This window comes from Capnocytophaga sp. oral taxon 338 str. F0234, assembly GCF_000192225.1.
Lineage (GTDB): Bacteria > Bacteroidota > Bacteroidia > Flavobacteriales > Flavobacteriaceae > Capnocytophaga.
Window position 1 is genome coordinate 1,627,819 of record NZ_GL872413.1, and the last position, 14,726, is coordinate 1,642,544.

13 protein-coding genes are annotated in these 14,726 nt (G+C 34.0%); 6 read left to right on the plus strand and 7 right to left on the minus strand.

Annotation, left to right across the window (positions count from 1 at the left end; all coding sequences use genetic code 11):
- Nucleotides 1-148: 148 nt before the first annotated feature.
- From HMPREF9071_RS07425 to HMPREF9071_RS07440, 4 genes are all read right to left on the minus strand, one after another.
- Complete coding sequence (locus HMPREF9071_RS07425; protein ID WP_009745993.1) at nucleotides 149-571, minus strand: DUF5606 domain-containing protein; 423 nt, start codon at nucleotides 569-571, stop codon at nucleotides 149-151.
- 15 nt (nucleotides 572-586) lie between these two features.
- Entirely contained in the window at nucleotides 587-1,183 is a 597-nt protein-coding gene (def, locus tag HMPREF9071_RS07430; RefSeq protein ID WP_009745994.1) for a peptide deformylase, read from the minus strand.
- A 63-nt stretch (nucleotides 1,184-1,246) separates the two neighbouring features.
- On the minus strand, nucleotides 1,247-1,699 hold the full coding sequence (locus HMPREF9071_RS07435) for a hemerythrin domain-containing protein (protein ID WP_009745995.1): 453 nt from the start codon (nucleotides 1,697-1,699) through the stop codon (nucleotides 1,247-1,249).
- A gap of 79 nt (nucleotides 1,700-1,778) precedes the next feature.
- Nucleotides 1,779-2,156, minus strand: coding sequence for a DUF1573 domain-containing protein (locus HMPREF9071_RS07440; RefSeq protein WP_009745996.1), 378 nt, complete (start codon nucleotides 2,154-2,156; stop codon nucleotides 1,779-1,781).
- A gap of 155 nt (nucleotides 2,157-2,311) precedes the next feature.
- Between HMPREF9071_RS07440 and HMPREF9071_RS07445 the strand changes: the two genes are divergently transcribed.
- Together HMPREF9071_RS07445 and HMPREF9071_RS07450 are read left to right on the plus strand one after the other, a co-directional pair.
- Complete coding sequence (locus HMPREF9071_RS07445; RefSeq protein WP_009745997.1) at nucleotides 2,312-4,948, plus strand: valine--tRNA ligase; 2,637 nt, start codon at nucleotides 2,312-2,314, stop codon at nucleotides 4,946-4,948.
- Between the two features lie 143 nt (nucleotides 4,949-5,091).
- Nucleotides 5,092-7,653 carry an ATP-dependent Clp protease ATP-binding subunit gene (locus HMPREF9071_RS07450; RefSeq protein WP_040358074.1) on the plus strand — a complete coding sequence of 854 codons (2,562 nt, stop codon included), beginning with the start codon at nucleotides 5,092-5,094 and terminating at the stop codon, nucleotides 7,651-7,653.
- A 34-nt stretch (nucleotides 7,654-7,687) separates the two neighbouring features.
- Here HMPREF9071_RS07450 and HMPREF9071_RS07455 read toward each other — a convergent pair whose 3' ends face one another.
- Both HMPREF9071_RS07455 and HMPREF9071_RS07460 read right to left on the minus strand, forming a co-directional pair.
- On the minus strand, nucleotides 7,688-9,961 hold the full coding sequence (locus tag HMPREF9071_RS07455) for a helix-turn-helix domain-containing protein (protein WP_009745999.1): 2,274 nt from the start codon (nucleotides 9,959-9,961) through the stop codon (nucleotides 7,688-7,690).
- A 241-nt stretch (nucleotides 9,962-10,202) separates the two neighbouring features.
- Nucleotides 10,203-10,628, minus strand: a complete 426-nt coding sequence (locus HMPREF9071_RS07460; RefSeq protein ID WP_009746000.1) for a hypothetical protein — start codon at nucleotides 10,626-10,628, stop codon at nucleotides 10,203-10,205.
- Nucleotides 10,629-10,765: 137 nt separating this feature from the next.
- Between HMPREF9071_RS07460 and truB the strand changes: the two genes are divergently transcribed.
- From truB to HMPREF9071_RS07480, 4 genes are all read left to right on the plus strand, one after another.
- Nucleotides 10,766-11,476 (plus strand): tRNA pseudouridine(55) synthase TruB, encoded by a 711-nt coding sequence (gene truB / locus HMPREF9071_RS07465; RefSeq protein WP_009746001.1) that lies wholly within the window; start codon nucleotides 10,766-10,768, stop codon nucleotides 11,474-11,476.
- Nucleotides 11,454-12,224: a hypothetical protein gene (locus HMPREF9071_RS07470; protein ID WP_009746002.1), complete on the plus strand. Its 771-nt coding sequence runs from the start codon at nucleotides 11,454-11,456 to the stop codon at nucleotides 12,222-12,224. Before truB ends, HMPREF9071_RS07470 begins: the two co-directional genes overlap by 23 nt.
- The gene (locus HMPREF9071_RS07475; RefSeq protein WP_009746003.1) at nucleotides 12,221-12,763 is read left to right on the plus strand and encodes a GNAT family N-acetyltransferase; all 543 of its coding nucleotides are present in this window, start codon (nucleotides 12,221-12,223) and stop codon (nucleotides 12,761-12,763) included. Before HMPREF9071_RS07470 ends, HMPREF9071_RS07475 begins: the two co-directional genes overlap by 4 nt.
- Nucleotides 12,764-12,925: 162 nt before the next feature.
- Nucleotides 12,926-13,747, plus strand: a complete 822-nt coding sequence (locus HMPREF9071_RS07480) for a 2,3,4,5-tetrahydropyridine-2,6-dicarboxylate N-succinyltransferase (RefSeq protein ID WP_009746004.1) — start codon at nucleotides 12,926-12,928, stop codon at nucleotides 13,745-13,747.
- A gap of 151 nt (nucleotides 13,748-13,898) precedes the next feature.
- Here the strand turns inward: HMPREF9071_RS07480 and HMPREF9071_RS07485 are convergent, their stop codons facing one another.
- Nucleotides 13,899-14,699, minus strand: coding sequence for a hypothetical protein (locus HMPREF9071_RS07485; RefSeq protein ID WP_009746006.1), 801 nt, complete (start codon nucleotides 14,697-14,699; stop codon nucleotides 13,899-13,901).
- Nucleotides 14,700-14,726 lie beyond the last annotated feature (27 nt).

Below are 14,726 nucleotides of genomic sequence, written 5' to 3' on the forward strand. Positions count from 1 at the left end.
TTTAAAAAACACAAAATAATATTAAATATTTTTTTCTAATTAGATTGCTTAGAAATAGAGTTTATCTTCTTTTATTCACCTTAAAAAAAACACTTTGTAAGGCTACCAAAGATCCTTACAAAGTGTGTTATGAGCAATTATAACAATTCTACTTTTCTTCCTCAACTTTTGTTTCTTCAGAAGGATCATCTTCTAAGAATCCTCTATCAATAAGCAGATTATACCATTGGATAATCTTTCTTATATCACTCGGATATACTTTGTCCTCATCATAGTTTGGAATTACAGAGAAAAAATAGGCTTCCAATTCATCATTAGTTGCTTTGTGAGATATAGCTGTTTTTCCTCCATTTTCTTTCTCTTTTATAGCCTTAAATATTTCCTCAAGAGGCTTTTCCCCCTCAAGTGTATAAATAGCTATCTCTGAAAGCAAACTTACATTATTGCGTAGCCCAATACTGATATGCTTTTGATCAATAAGTGAAAGAGCTATAAATCCTGAACGGGTACGGGATTGTAATTGATACAATCCTGGTTTCCCTGAAATAGTTAATATTTGATTTAACTTCATCTATATATATTATTTTTAACGAATTCTTCTTTTATTTGTTTCAAAAAATCGCATTTTGTATGATACATTCACTTTCCCATTACTGATATTATTCAATTTGTTTTTAAGCAGTTGTTTTTTAAAAGAGGAGAGATAATCTGTAAATAATTTCCCTTCTGTATGATCATATTCGTGTTGAATTACACGTGCTACCAGTCCTGAAAAAGTTTCTCTATGTATATTAAACTGTTCATCTTGATACTCTATTTCAATAGTCGGCTTGCGAGAGACATCTTCATTTATCCCTGGAATACTCAAACATCCTTCATTGAACATCCAAGGAGTTCCTTCTTCACTGATAATTTTTGCATTAATAAATGGACGTTTAAAATTCTTTAGATATTCTTTTTCCTCCCTCGTTAAGTCCTCATTCTCAGAGAATCCTATAGTATCTACAACAAAAAGTCGGATGGGTAGCCCCACTTGAGGTGCTGCAAGCCCCACTCCATGACTTTTGTACATAGTCTGAAACATATCCTCAATAAGCTTAGAAAGTTCAGGATAATCCGCCGTAATAGGCTCACATACCTTTCTTAGTACAGGGTCTCCATAAGCTATAATAGGTAATATCATGGTTTTTGTTTTTAAAGCGCAAAGATAAAAATTTTATTTGAATTAGCTATGCTTTTCAGTAAATCATTGCCAAAACTCATCTGCATAGGATTCTATTTCAGTATGATGCTCCTTTGTAAGTTTCCCTCCTATTTCTGAAAGTACCTTATCAGAAAGATTTTTTTCTATATAAGGGAAAAGAATACGCTCCTCATAACGAATATGTTGCGTAAGAAGATCTATATATTTTTCTATCAAATATATCCCTCCTATCTTTTGAATTTGTTCTATAAGTGTTCTAATTTGTTTGTGCTCCTCTATGGCTTTTCCTATCAATTCACCAGAAAGATATGGAAATAGATATTGTTCTTCTTCTTCAAAATGAGCTTTCTGATTATTCTCCCAATAAAAAGTAATATATTTTACTATACGATCAAGAGTTACTTTTCTCCTTATTCCTTGCTTTATTTTCCATATATGAATCAATCCAAAATAATGATCTTTAGAAAGAAATACTATATTTTCATTCCTTCTCATTCATTACATTCATTTGTAGAAAAAAAGCTGCCCTTGATGTGGGGGCAGCTCAAATTAATTTAATTAAACTCTAACTATTTTATTTAGGGTCTACCTTTCCTTTGATTCTAAGAGCAATGTTAGGGGTATCTGTAGCATTAGAAGTAACCATAATAGTTTTAGCAATTGCTCCTACACGGTTAGTATCATACTTTACCTCAATCTTTCCAGTTGCTCCTGGAGCGATGGGATCTTTTGGCCAAGAAGGGACTGTACAACCACAACTTGAACTAGCTCCTGAGATTACAAGAGGTGCCTTACCTGTATTTTTGAACTCAAATACACGCAAGCCATCTGCTCCTTGCTTTATTGTTCCATAGTCAATTTCTTCAGTAACAAATTTAATCTCAGCTTTGTTTTGTGCTTGTGCAACAAATCCAAATGTTACAGCAAGAAGAAAAAATAAAACTTTTTTCATTTTTTTAATAATTTAATTATAATTTACTATTTAGTTTTTTCGTTCTAACTCGCGGCAAAATTACAATATTTTTTTAAAAAGCAATAATAATATAATATTTTTTTTTAATTTTGTCCCTTGAATCAGATGACGATATTTTCTTACTAACAAATACCATGCCAAAGATGGAAATTACAACAAAATATTCACCAGAGGACTTTGAAAATAAATGGTATACTTACTGGATTGAACACGATTTTTTCAGTTCAACTCCCGATGAAAGAATACCTTACACCATAGTTATACCTCCTCCCAATGTAACTGGTATTTTACACATGGGGCACATGCTTAACAATACTATCCAAGATGTACTTATCCGTAGAGCTCGCCTTAAAGGATTCAATGCTTGTTGGGTACCCGGTACTGACCATGCCTCTATTGCTACAGAAGCCAAAGTAGTAGCAAAACTAAAAGAACAAGGAATCCTAAAAAGTGATCTCTCACGTGAGGAATTTCTCAAACATGCTTGGGATTGGACTCACCAGTATGGAGGAGTCATTCTTGAGCAGCTTAAAAAATTAGGCTGTTCTTGTGATTGGGAAAGAACCAAATTCACTATGGATGACAATCTATGTAAATCCGTTATCAAAGTATTTGTAGATTTATACAACAAAGGTTATATTTACCGAGGTTATCGCATGGTCAATTGGGATCCTGATGCAAAAACAACTCTCTCTGATGAGGAAGTTATTTATAAAGAACAAAAAGGGAAATTATTCTATCTTATATACAAAGTAGAAGGCTCTGATGAATACCTTACTGTAGCCACTACACGCCCTGAAACCATCTTCGGAGATGTAGCAGTATGTGTAAATCCTAATGATGAGCGTTACAAACATTTACATGGAAAAAAAGTTATTGTTCCTGTAGTAAATCGTGCCGTCCCTATTATTCAAGATGATTATGTAGATATTGAATTCGGAACAGGAGCCTTAAAAATTACCCCTGCTCATGATATTAATGACTACGAAATAGGCATTAAATATCAGTTACCTATTTTAGATACCTTTACAGATGAAGGGAAGCTTAATGAACAAGGAAAACATTACAAAGGCAAAGACCGTTTCATTGTACGTAAAGAAATTGTTAAGGAATTAGGAGAGAAGGGGTTACTTGCTAAAACAGAAGACTATATAAATAACATAGGAACTTCTGAACGTACGGGAGCAGTGGTAGAGCAACGTCCTTTAGATCAATGGTTCTTAAAGATGGAAGAATTGGTAAAACCTGCTCTTAAAGCGGTTTCAGAAACTGAAGAAATTAAACTCTATCCAAAAAGATTTGATAATACTTATCGCCACTGGTTAGAAAATGTACATGATTGGAATATCTCTCGCCAACTGTGGTGGGGACAACAAATACCAGCCTACTATTATGGGGAAAACAAAGAGTTTGTAGTAGCCGAGACTAAAGAAAAAGCTCTTGAACTGGCGAGGAAGAAATCCCATAATCCTAATTTAACTTTAGGTGATTTACATCAGGACGAAGATTCTTTGGATACATGGTTCTCTTCTTGGCTTTGGCCTATAAGCGTCTTTAATGGTATTCTAGAGCCTAATAACAAAGAATTCAAATATTATTACCCTACACAAGATTTAGTTACAGCTCCTGATATTCTTTTCTTTTGGGTGGCGAGAATGATTATTGCAGGCTATGAATTTGCAGGTAAGAAACCATTCTCTAATGTTTACTTAACAGGAATTGTCAGAGATAAACTTCGTAGGAAGATGTCCAAATCCTTAGGTAATTCTCCTGATGCTCTAAAACTTATCAAGGATTTCGGGGCGGACGGAGTACGTGTTGGCTTACTCTTATCCTCTTCTGCAGGAAATGATCTGCTCTTTGATGAAGCCCTTTGTCAACAAGGTAGTGGTTTTGCTAATAAAATATGGAATGCTTTCCGTCTTATCAAAGGATGGCAAACGGCTAATATTCCCCAACCTGATTATGCTAAAAAATCCATCGAATGGTTTAAGAGCAAATTCCAAAAGGTACTTAATGAAACTGAAGATGATTTCAACAAATACCGTATCTCTGATGCCTTAATGAAGGTTTATAAACTTGTTTGGGATGATTTCTGTTCTTGGCTCTTGGAAATAGTAAAGCCCACTTTTGGAAGCCCTATTGATATACAAACACTTAAGGAAGTTATTACTTTGTTTGAAAATAACTTAAAGCTATTACATCCCTTTATGCCCTTCATCACTGAGGAAATTTGGCAACAAATCTCTTCAAGAACTCCTGAAGAAGCACTTATTATAGCCAAGTATCCTAAAGAAGAGATCTTTAATGAAACTATCTTAGAACAATTTGAATTTGCTAAAGAGATTATCTCAGGTATTCGTACCATCCGTAAAGAAAAAAATATTGCTTTCAAAGAAACAATTTCTCTTTCTGTAATTAATAATGAATACTTTGGAACTGAATGGGATAGTACTATAACAAAATTAGGTAATATTTCTTCAATTAATTATATAGAAACAGCTATTGAAGGAGCCATTTCTTTTCGAGTAAAAGCTAATGAATATTTTGTTCCTATTTTAGACAAGATAAATGTAGAAGAAGAAATCAAGAAGTTAGAGCAGGAACTTACCCATATAGAAGGTTTCTTAAAATCAGTACGTTCCAAACTCTCTAATGAAAAATTTGTTACCTCAGCTCCTACCCAAGTAGTAGAGAATGAGCGGAAAAAAGAAACAGATGCTTTAGCTAAAATAGCAATGCTTCAAAAAAGTATAGAAAATCTAAAATAATTAATTTTTAAATATTAACTTTTTTAACAAATAAATATTTCTCATGCTAAATTGTAAATGTCAGACAAAATTCAATGGCACTATTTTTGCCATATAATAAAAGTTATAATTTAGCATATAAAAAAGAAAGGACAACAATACTTATGAATGAAAATTTTTCACCCAGAGTAAAAAATGTAGTTAATACGGGAAAAGTTGAAGCTAACCGTATGGGACACAATGTAGTAGGGACTGAGCATTTGTTATTGGGTATCCTTAAAGAAAATGAAGGACGCGCCATTGAAGTGCTTACAGCCTTACATGCGGATTTTGCTGCTTTACAACGTAAAACTGAAAAACTAGCCAATTCTATAAATCCTTTTTCAACGGCTCCTTCTGCCTCAATAGAACAAAGTATTCCCCTTACGCAACAAGCAGATAGAGCCTTAAAGGCTACTGTTTTGGAACAGAAGAGTTTTCGTAATAGCCAAATCAATACAGCGCATCTATTATTATGCATATTAAGAAATGATAATGATCCAACTACCAAACTCCTAAATCAAGAAAGGATTAATTATGATAATGTGAGGCAACAATTCGAGATCATCAATAATGAGAAGAAACAAGATGAAAAGGCTTTTTCCGATTCTTATACCTATGATGATGACGATGATGATGCAAAACCTGACTTTTTGTCAGCTTCTACTACTCAAAAGAATGTACCTGCTCGGAAAACAAATACCCCCGTACTGGATAATTTTGGGAAAGATTTAACTTATATGGCGCAACAAGGAAAATTAGATCCTGTAGTAGGTCGTTTTAAGGAAATTGAGCGAGTCTCCCAAATCCTAAGTCGTAGAAAGAAAAATAATCCTTTATTAATCGGTGAGCCTGGAGTAGGAAAAAGTGCAGTGGCTGAGGGACTTGCTATGCGTATTATAGAGAGGAAAGTATCCCGTGCTTTGTTCAATAAGCGAGTAGTGACCCTTGATTTAGGTTCTTTAGTTGCAGGAACTAAATATCGTGGTCAGTTTGAAGAACGTATGAAAGCCATCATGAATGAATTAGAACAAAATAAAGACGTTATTTTATTCATTGATGAGATACATACCCTTGTAGGTGCAGGCAGTGCTTCAGGTAGTTTAGATGCTTCCAATATGTTCAAGCCTGCTTTAGCACGTGGAGAAATACAGTGCATTGGAGCTACTACCTTGAATGAATACCGAGAGTCTATAGAGAAAGATGGAGCTCTAGAACGCCGTTTCCAAAAGGTAATTATCGAGCCTACAAATTATGAGGAAACCATAGAAATCCTCAACAATGTAAAAGGAAAATATGAAGACCATCACCACGTAAAATATACTCCTGAGGCTATTGAGGCTTGTGTGAAACTTACTTCTCGATACATTACAGATCGCTTTTTACCCGATAAAGCCCTAGATGCAATGGATGAGGCAGGAGCTCGTGTATATATCTCTCAAATAAAAGTCTCTAAAAAAATAGAAAACTTAGAGGAAGAGATTGCAAAAATGCAACAACTTAAGAACGAGGCTGTCAGTGGAGCTCGCTATGAAGAGGCAGCTCGTTACCGAGATACAGAGCGCAATCTTAATAAACAATTAGAACAGGAAAAAGAACTTTGGGAGAAAGAATCCTTGCAGAATCGAAGTGAAGTAGGCTTTGAAGATATAGCTCAAGTAGTCTCTATGATGAGTGGGGTTCCTATTACCCGTATGGAACAGTCTGAAATGAAGAAACTCTCTTCGCTAGAAAAACTTATTACTGAAAAAGTAATTGGACAAGAAGAAGCTATCTCTAAGATTGTAAAAGCTATCAAACGTAATCGTACAGGACTTAAAGATCCTAACCGTCCTATAGGTTCCTTTATTTTCATAGGACAAACAGGAGTAGGAAAAACTCAGTTAGCTAAGATATTAGCTCGTGAATTATTTGATTCAGAAGAATCTCTTATCCGCTTGGATATGAGCGAATATATGGAAAAATTCACTACTTCTCGCCTTATCGGGGCACCTCCTGGATACGTAGGACATGAAGAAGGAGGCCAACTCACTGAACGAGTGCGACGTAAACCTTATGCTGTTATTCTTTTAGATGAAATAGAAAAAGCTCACCCTGATGTTTTCAATATGTTATTACAAGTATTGGATGATGGCTTCCTTACTGATAGCCTTGGTAGAAAGGTAGATTTCCGTAATACTATCATTATTATGACCTCCAATCTTGGAGCTAGACAAGTGAAAGAGTTTGGACAGGGTGTGGGATTTTCTACCACTGCCAAAATTTCCCAGGCTGATGAGTATGAACGTTCTGTTGTGGAAAATGCACTTAAAAAAGTATTTGCTCCTGAGTTTCTCAATCGTATAGATGATGTAATTATGTTCAATACTCTTAACAAGAAAAATATAAAGGATATTGTAGAGGTAGAACTTCAGAAATTATTAGAACGCATGAAAGGGTTGGGCTATTCTCTGCGTATTACTGATAAGGCTAAAGATTTTATTGCTGAGAAAGGATATGATAAACAATTTGGAGCACGCCCGCTCAAGCGTACTATCCAACACTATGTAGAAGATGAAATTGCTGAAAAAATAGTATTATCAGAAGTACGACAGGGGGACACTATCTCTGTTGATTATACTGATAATGAAGAAAAACTTACTTTTTTGGTGAGTAATATAAAAAATATTTCCGTAAATAATGAGTAATAGTAGTAGAAAAGGAGTGAAATATAAAGCAGGTTCACTCCTTTTCTTTATTTTTATTTATCAGATAAGCTCTAAATAGCCTCAATTCCTCCCAAGAATAACTATCCCCCACTTGTTCTTTCAAAGAGGTAAGTGTTTCCTCTCTTGATATTATTGGAAATATTTCCTCCAACTGACTTAATTTATCAATAGGGAGTAATTCTGTAACTGCAATTTTTCCCTCTTCTACAAATTTCACTAAATGCCCATAAACAGTCTTCTGACTAAGTTTTCTCTTATTAGCTATCTCAAGAGGAGACATTTTTTGCTGCCATAGAAGAAAAGTCTGTTCATAAGTAGAAATTTTTTCTTTCTTCTTTTCTTTGGTTATATTAAGTCCTCCTATAGAAATTTTTCCACTTAGAGAGTCCTCTTTCCATTTTTCAAATACACGACTTAGAAGATATTCTTTATAGGATTTTGCTTTTTCAAAATTTTCCTTTCTATCTTCTATATTCTGATGATTATCTAATAAGGATTCAAGAATAATTTTAGTTTTAAGTAACCTAACAATAGCCTCTATAATCATTTCCTCTAAAAGTGTAAGTTCTTCTACAAAAGTTTTTCCTTGCTTTTTTCCATTTATCTGAAAATGAGTATAGAATGTATCAAAAGCTATTCTCTCCAAGAGTGGAAAGAAATAATCAAATGCTTTGTGAAATCTTTCTAAAAGAAAATGAATATCATAATGGGGTGTTGTAAGAATACCTTTGAGTTGGTTTACAAATTTCTCTGAATTCAATACAATGGTATCACAAGCTTTACTCTGTTCTATAGCCCAACTATAAAATTGACTTTTAATACTTTGAGTATTTTCTATCTTATAAGAATTAACATGTACTTTCCATTGAACAGCCAAGTCAAGCCAAGAGAATGTCTGTACTATTTCTTCCTCTAAAAAATCCTTTCTATTTGAGGAAAGTAATCCTTCCAATGACTCTGGTAATACTTTCTGAGAGGCATAATCAATAATATCTGGAGAGACATGAAGCTCTTTATCCTTAAAAGAAGATAATAATACAAGCCCATCAAGAGTCCGTAGGCGGGAAAGAGCAACATAAGCCTGCCCTGATGCAAAAATATCTTCTAAATCAATTACAGCTTTATCAAAAGTAAGTCCTTGACTCTTATGTATTGTAATCGCCCATGCTAATCTCAGAGGATATTGAGTAAAAGTTCCTAATACTTCTTGAGTAATCTCTTCTGAATTTGTCTTGTTCTTGTAACGAATATGCTCCCATATATACTTACCTACTTCAATAATGGTATCCTCGTCTGCTAATTTTACATGAATTTCTTCCTGTGATAGAAATACTACCTCTCCTATTTTTCCATTGTAATAACGTCTAGGAATATCCAAATCATTCTTTACAAACATAACTTGTGCTCCTACTTTAAGAGTCAATTGCATATCTAAAGGATAAAGATAATCAGGGAATTCACCTTTCACCTCTGCATAATAATGGAATTCTTTTTTATTAATTTCCTCAAATGCTTCACTATTAAACTGATCAGCTTTATAGTTATGAGTTGTAAGTATAATATATCCTTCTTTTTTAGGGGGGATAAATAAAGGTTTTAGGTAAGTCTGCAATATTTGTTTGTCTTGCAGAGTTATTTCATTATTACGTAAGCGATTCAATATACTTACAAAATGTTCATCTGTTTGCCTATATACTTTTTCCAATTCTAAATACAGAGGGGGATTCTCTTCAATAACCTTTGAATGAAAGAAAGCAATTCCCTTATAGTAATGTTGCAAAATTTGCCATTCTTGAGGTTTTACCACTGGAGGAAGTTGTAATAAATCTCCAATAAAAATCACTTGTACTCCCCCGAAAGGACGGGGAGATTTTCGCACAGACTTCAGTACAACATTAATCATATCCAAAGTATCTGCACGAAGCATACTTACTTCATCAATAATAAGAAGTTCCAATTTCTTAAGCATTTTTCTCTTATAGGCATTCATTTTTTGTTGCTTTATAAGAGTTTTAGGAATAACTACATTTATATTCTCAGATAGAGGATAATTCTCAATAGAAAAAGGAATAAAAGTGGCCAACGGAAGTTGAAAAAGTGAATGCAGAGTAACTCCTTTCGCATTAAGAGCTGCAATTCCCGTAGGTGCTGCTACTATCACATTTTTATAGGTAGTAGTAACAATATGCTGCAATAAGGTAGTCTTTCCTGTACCCGCCTTACCCGTTAAGAAAATTGAACGATGAGTTTGATTAACAAAGTTAAGTACATACTGTGCTATATCCATTTTATAAAAAATCTTTACCCTCTGATTTTAAATAGCACAAAGATACAATTTTTAAATATTTCATCAAACATTTCTCTTTCAAAATTGGATAAAAGTTATACTATTCAAAAGTTACATATTATCTTCCCATTTTATTGCTAACAGATTCAAAATGTAATTATCCTTTCTCAAATCTTATAACTTAAATGGTCAAATCTACATCTAAGAGGACATTTCCAAAGTATTGTTAAGAAATAATAGCTTAATTATAATTAATCCAGATTGATGTATCTCCTGCTTTTCTATCAAAATAAGCATCAATCATTCCCCATGAGAACTTTCTCCTTTCCCCTATATGAAAAGTGAGCCATTGTTTATAATATTTTTCCTTTTGTAATTCATTTTCCTCACTCCAGTTTTCCCATGTAGAAGTAATATTATCTTGCATAGAAAAACCTATCATTCTTATCATCTCTCCTTCAAAACAGATGTAAAGATAAAATTTTTTATACTCAAAGAGAATATCATCAAAATATATCCAATTAAATCCTGTTTCTACCTCCCATATCCTATGAGTAGGAAATAATTTACGAAGTTCTGAGAAGGTTGTACTTTTAGAAATAGTGATTTCTCTCAAAAGAAAAAGATCACCATTTTCAATATTTAAAAGAGAACTTTTTTGTTTCATAGTGAGTCCTTATTTAATTAATGACAAAGGTACTTCTTTTTTATTACCTTCAAATATTTTTAATAAACTATAATAGAGAATTAAAAAAATAGATGTATTTTTGCCCCAACTTTTATAATATGAGAAGTTAACACCCTATGGAATCTATCATTCAAGGAACTACAATATTAATAGACAAACCTTTGCACTGGAGTTCTTTTCAAGCAGTCAATAAGCTCAAATGGGCAATTATGAAAAGATATCACTTGAAAAAGTTTAAGATAGGTCATGCTGGTACCCTAGATCCTTTAGCAACAGGATTGCTCATTCTTTGCACTGGGAAGCATACCAAACAGATTCCTTTTATTCAAGATGCTCCAAAAACTTACACAGGAACTATCACTCTTGGAGCAACTACCCCTTCTTATGATTTGGAAACCAAAATTAATGCTACATTTCCTACCACTCACATTACTCCTGAATTGATAGAAGAAATCCGACTGCAATTTATAGGTGAACTAACCCAAGCTCCTCCTCTATTTTCTGCGATTAAGAAAGATGGGAAACGCTTATATGAATTGGCAAGGAAAGGAGAGATTACTGAAATATCCCCAAGAAATATTACTATACATTCATTAAATCTAGTTCCATACACAGAAAAAGAACTTTCTTTTGAGGTACATTGTAGTAAAGGAACATATATTCGCTCTTTAGCTCATGATATAGGAAAAGCTCTCGGTAGCGGAGCTTACCTTTCCTCATTGAGACGTACACATATAGGAGTGCATTCTGTAGAGAATGCTCTTTCCCCAGACACTTTCGTACAACTATTTATTAATACTGAAAATGAAATTAATACAACTATTTAAACGAGAATTCCAATCTATAGGCATGTCACGCCAAGAAGGTGCTTTTGTAATTACTCTTTTTATAATGCTTTGTATTGTAGTCTCCTTTATCATTATTAGAGTCAATAACAAACCTGAAGAAATTTGGCTTGAAGTACCTCCTACTGAAGAAATTACTAAACTTTTAGAAGAACAGGACAAACTCTTGAATGAAACTCAAACAGAACAGAATCAAGATAACGCTCCTATAACCACTCATGCTTATAACCAAGCCGACGCTAGTATAAAACATGTAGAGGACTTAAAAACATTGGATGAACTTCTCGCTGAACAACAATCTCAAGAAGAAAATAGCAATGAAGAAGGAACTACTGACCCTGACGAAGGCGAAGGTATAGAAACTCCTAAAACAGACCCCTATAAAGTGAAAGATGGTATGTCATTTAAAGAATTAGAAAAATATAAACAACAACCTAAGGATGAGAAAAAAGCCAATAAACGAACTTTAATTTCCTATTCTTTGATAGGAAGAAATGCTATTTCAGAACTGCCTAATCCTATTTATACCTGTGAACAATCTGGTAAAGTAGTCATTAATATTACTGTAGATAGTCAAGGCTACGTAACAGAAGCAGCTTATAACAAAGCAGCTTCCACCACTTCCAATGGATGCCTTATTGATAATGCTATCTATTATGCACGTAAAGCTCGTTTTAACAAAGATAGTAAAATTAAACAAATAGGAACTATTACTTACCAATTTCAATGATACGAACAGCAACCCTTCATGATGCTCCTTATGTAGCCCCCTTAATGTTTCAAGCAATGCCTGAAGTTGCTTTTAAACTTATCGGACAGGAAAACAAACAAGAGGCTATTCATTTTTTAGAAAATCTCTTTATTAAAGAAAATAATCAATATTCCTATAAGAATACATTAGTATATGAAAAAAACAGCCATATCTTAGGCTCTTTGGTCTATTACAATGGCGCTTATATTGAATCTTTATCCCAATCTGTTTTTGATTTTGTAAAGCAACAATATGGTCTTACCATTTCTCTGGAGAAAGAAACCCAAGCAGGAGAATATTATATAGATACACTAAGTGTTTCTCCCATAGCACAAGGGAAAGGTATTGGCTCCTCATTATTACTCCATCTAAAAGAACTTCTCAAGGGGGAAACTATAGGATTATTAGTTTCTATGGGAAATCCTTTGGCAGAGAAATTATACTTGCGTATGGGATTTGTTTATGCTGATATGAAAATGTTAGGAGGAAATCCTTATAAGCACTTGATATACAACTAATTGTATTTATTGTAAAAATATCTTTTCCCACTAGAATTATACAATTATTAATCTATTTAACACATTAAAGTAAATATTAACAACCAATTAATCATTAATCATTAAAATATTAATGATTATTTTTAGTATCTTTGCAGGAGATTACTTCAAAAGTTTAATTTTATGAATATAAAAGATTTACAAGAGAAAGTAGAAAATGCGTGGGAAAACCATAGACTTCTTTCTGATGAAGCAACTATGACGGCTATTGATACTGTAATAGATATCCTTGATAGAGGAGAACTTCGTGTAGCTACTCCTACTGATAATGGTTGGCAGGTACATGAATGGATAAAAAAAGCAGTTGTTCTTTACTTTCCCTTCCGTAAGATGGCAACAAAGGAGGTAGGTATCTTTGAATACTATGATAAAATTCCTTTAAAACATAATTATTCAGATAAGGGAGTACGTGTAGTTCCTCCAGCTACTGCACGCCGTGGTGCGTATCTTGCTCCTGGAGTAGTACTTATGCCTTCTTATGTAAATATTGGTGCTTATGTAGATAGCGGTACAATGATAGATACATGGGCTACTGTGGGAAGTTGTGCTCAAATTGGTAAAAATGTACATGTTAGCGGAGGGGTAGGTATTGGTGGTGTTCTGGAACCTCTACAGGCAGCTCCTGTTATTATAGAAGATGGTGCTTTTATTGGTTCTCGATGTATTATAGTAGAGGGTATCCGTATAGAAAAAGGAGCTGTCTTAGGAGCTAATGTCGTGCTTACTTCCTCTACCAAAATCATTGACGTAACAGGTGAAAAACCTATAGAACTCAAAGGGTATATTCCTGAACGTTCTGTGGTTATACCTGGTAGCTATACTAAAAAATTTCCTGCTGGAGAGTATCAAGTACCTTGCACTCTTATTATTGGGAAAAGAAAAGCTTCCACTGACCTAAAAACATCTTTAAATGATGCATTAAGGGACTTTAATGTTTCGGTATAAAATAACTGATATAATTTTCTACAATAAAGAGGCTTACCCTTTTTCAGGCAGCCTCTTTTTTATTTTATGTTCTTTACAAGGACAAATGAGAGTGAACCACCTCACATACTCTGCTCTGTGAGCTTAGTCCTCACTTTCTATTTTTCATTTTTCATTTAAATGTTTCCATCGCCTCATAGAAGTCCTGCTCATCTATACCGAGATTTTGACATAACCACTTAGCTCCGGATAGGTAATTCATCACCGCATCTCCTGAGACCATAAGAGGCATCTCTCCCTCAGGCGTAAGGAGATAAATCATTCCTCCACTTTGTTGGTGTGGCGCTGTTCCATAAGGCATTAGGCGCAATTGGTTTTCTGTATTTTTAGCAAGTACTGATAGGGCGATATCTTCCTCATTGTACAGAAGGATTCCCCCTTTGGTAAGGGTATTTACAAAGTCAGCATACTGTTTTTCCTTTTCTTTATCTATATGACTTATCAGTGCCAAGGTAGGACGATAAAGCTGAAATATAGGTACTTGTTCTATCTGTGTAAGAGTATCATTGCCCTCAATAAGTACAAATTCCGCTTCCAAAGAATACCTACAACTGGAAGCACCTTCTCTGGATGATTCTAAGAAATAATCTATCTTTCTTGAAAAGTAATCCATAGTATACAATACCATGTCCGCTATAGTTCTTCTTCCTTGAGTACCAGAGATAACTACTCTGGTTTTCATCTTATGAAGTTCATAGAGAAAAGCTCCATAAGAATAGATAGGCAGTTGAAGTTCCTTAGCTTTTTGCCATTGTGGATGTGTGGTTGGTATTCCTTCTTCTACTACTACTGCTTCTATATTTGGAGTAAGTTCTACCAATGAAGAGTTTGTAGAAACCTCATGCAACGGAGAGAGCGCTGCTATAAGGGATTGCAAGAAAGGTTCCCCCTCTGTAATAAAGTGTATTTTCATTGCTGTTGTTTAGGAGTATAAATATAC

Bases quoted from the DNA above. Each gene is read 5' to 3' on its own strand.
- HMPREF9071_RS07480 (WP_009746004.1), top strand. From the start codon at position 12,926: ATGAATATAAAAGATTTACAAGAGAAAGTAGAAAATGCGTGGGAAAAC.
- truB (WP_009746001.1), top strand. From the start codon at position 10,766: ATGGAATCTATCATTCAAGGAACTACAATATTAATAGACAAACCTTTG.
- HMPREF9071_RS07445 (WP_009745997.1), top strand. From the start codon at position 2,312: ATGCCAAAGATGGAAATTACAACAAAATATTCACCAGAGGACTTTGAA.
- HMPREF9071_RS07485 (WP_009746006.1), bottom strand. From the start codon at position 14,699: ATGAAAATACACTTTATTACAGAGGGGGAACCTTTCTTGCAATCCCTT.
- HMPREF9071_RS07435 (WP_009745995.1), bottom strand. From the start codon at position 1,699: ATGAGAAGGAATGAAAATATAGTATTTCTTTCTAAAGATCATTATTTT.
- HMPREF9071_RS07440 (WP_009745996.1), bottom strand. From the start codon at position 2,156: ATGAAAAAAGTTTTATTTTTTCTTCTTGCTGTAACATTTGGATTTGTT.
- HMPREF9071_RS07455 (WP_009745999.1), bottom strand. From the start codon at position 9,961: ATGGATATAGCACAGTATGTACTTAACTTTGTTAATCAAACTCATCGT.
- def (WP_009745994.1), bottom strand. From the start codon at position 1,183: ATGATATTACCTATTATAGCTTATGGAGACCCTGTACTAAGAAAGGTA.
- HMPREF9071_RS07460 (WP_009746000.1), bottom strand. From the start codon at position 10,628: ATGAAACAAAAAAGTTCTCTTTTAAATATTGAAAATGGTGATCTTTTT.
- HMPREF9071_RS07450 (WP_040358074.1), top strand. From the start codon at position 5,092: ATGAATGAAAATTTTTCACCCAGAGTAAAAAATGTAGTTAATACGGGA.
- HMPREF9071_RS07425 (WP_009745993.1), bottom strand. From the start codon at position 571: ATGAAGTTAAATCAAATATTAACTATTTCAGGGAAACCAGGATTGTAT.
- HMPREF9071_RS07470 (WP_009746002.1), top strand. From the start codon at position 11,454: ATGAAATTAATACAACTATTTAAACGAGAATTCCAATCTATAGGCATG.
- HMPREF9071_RS07475 (WP_009746003.1), top strand. From the start codon at position 12,221: ATGATACGAACAGCAACCCTTCATGATGCTCCTTATGTAGCCCCCTTA.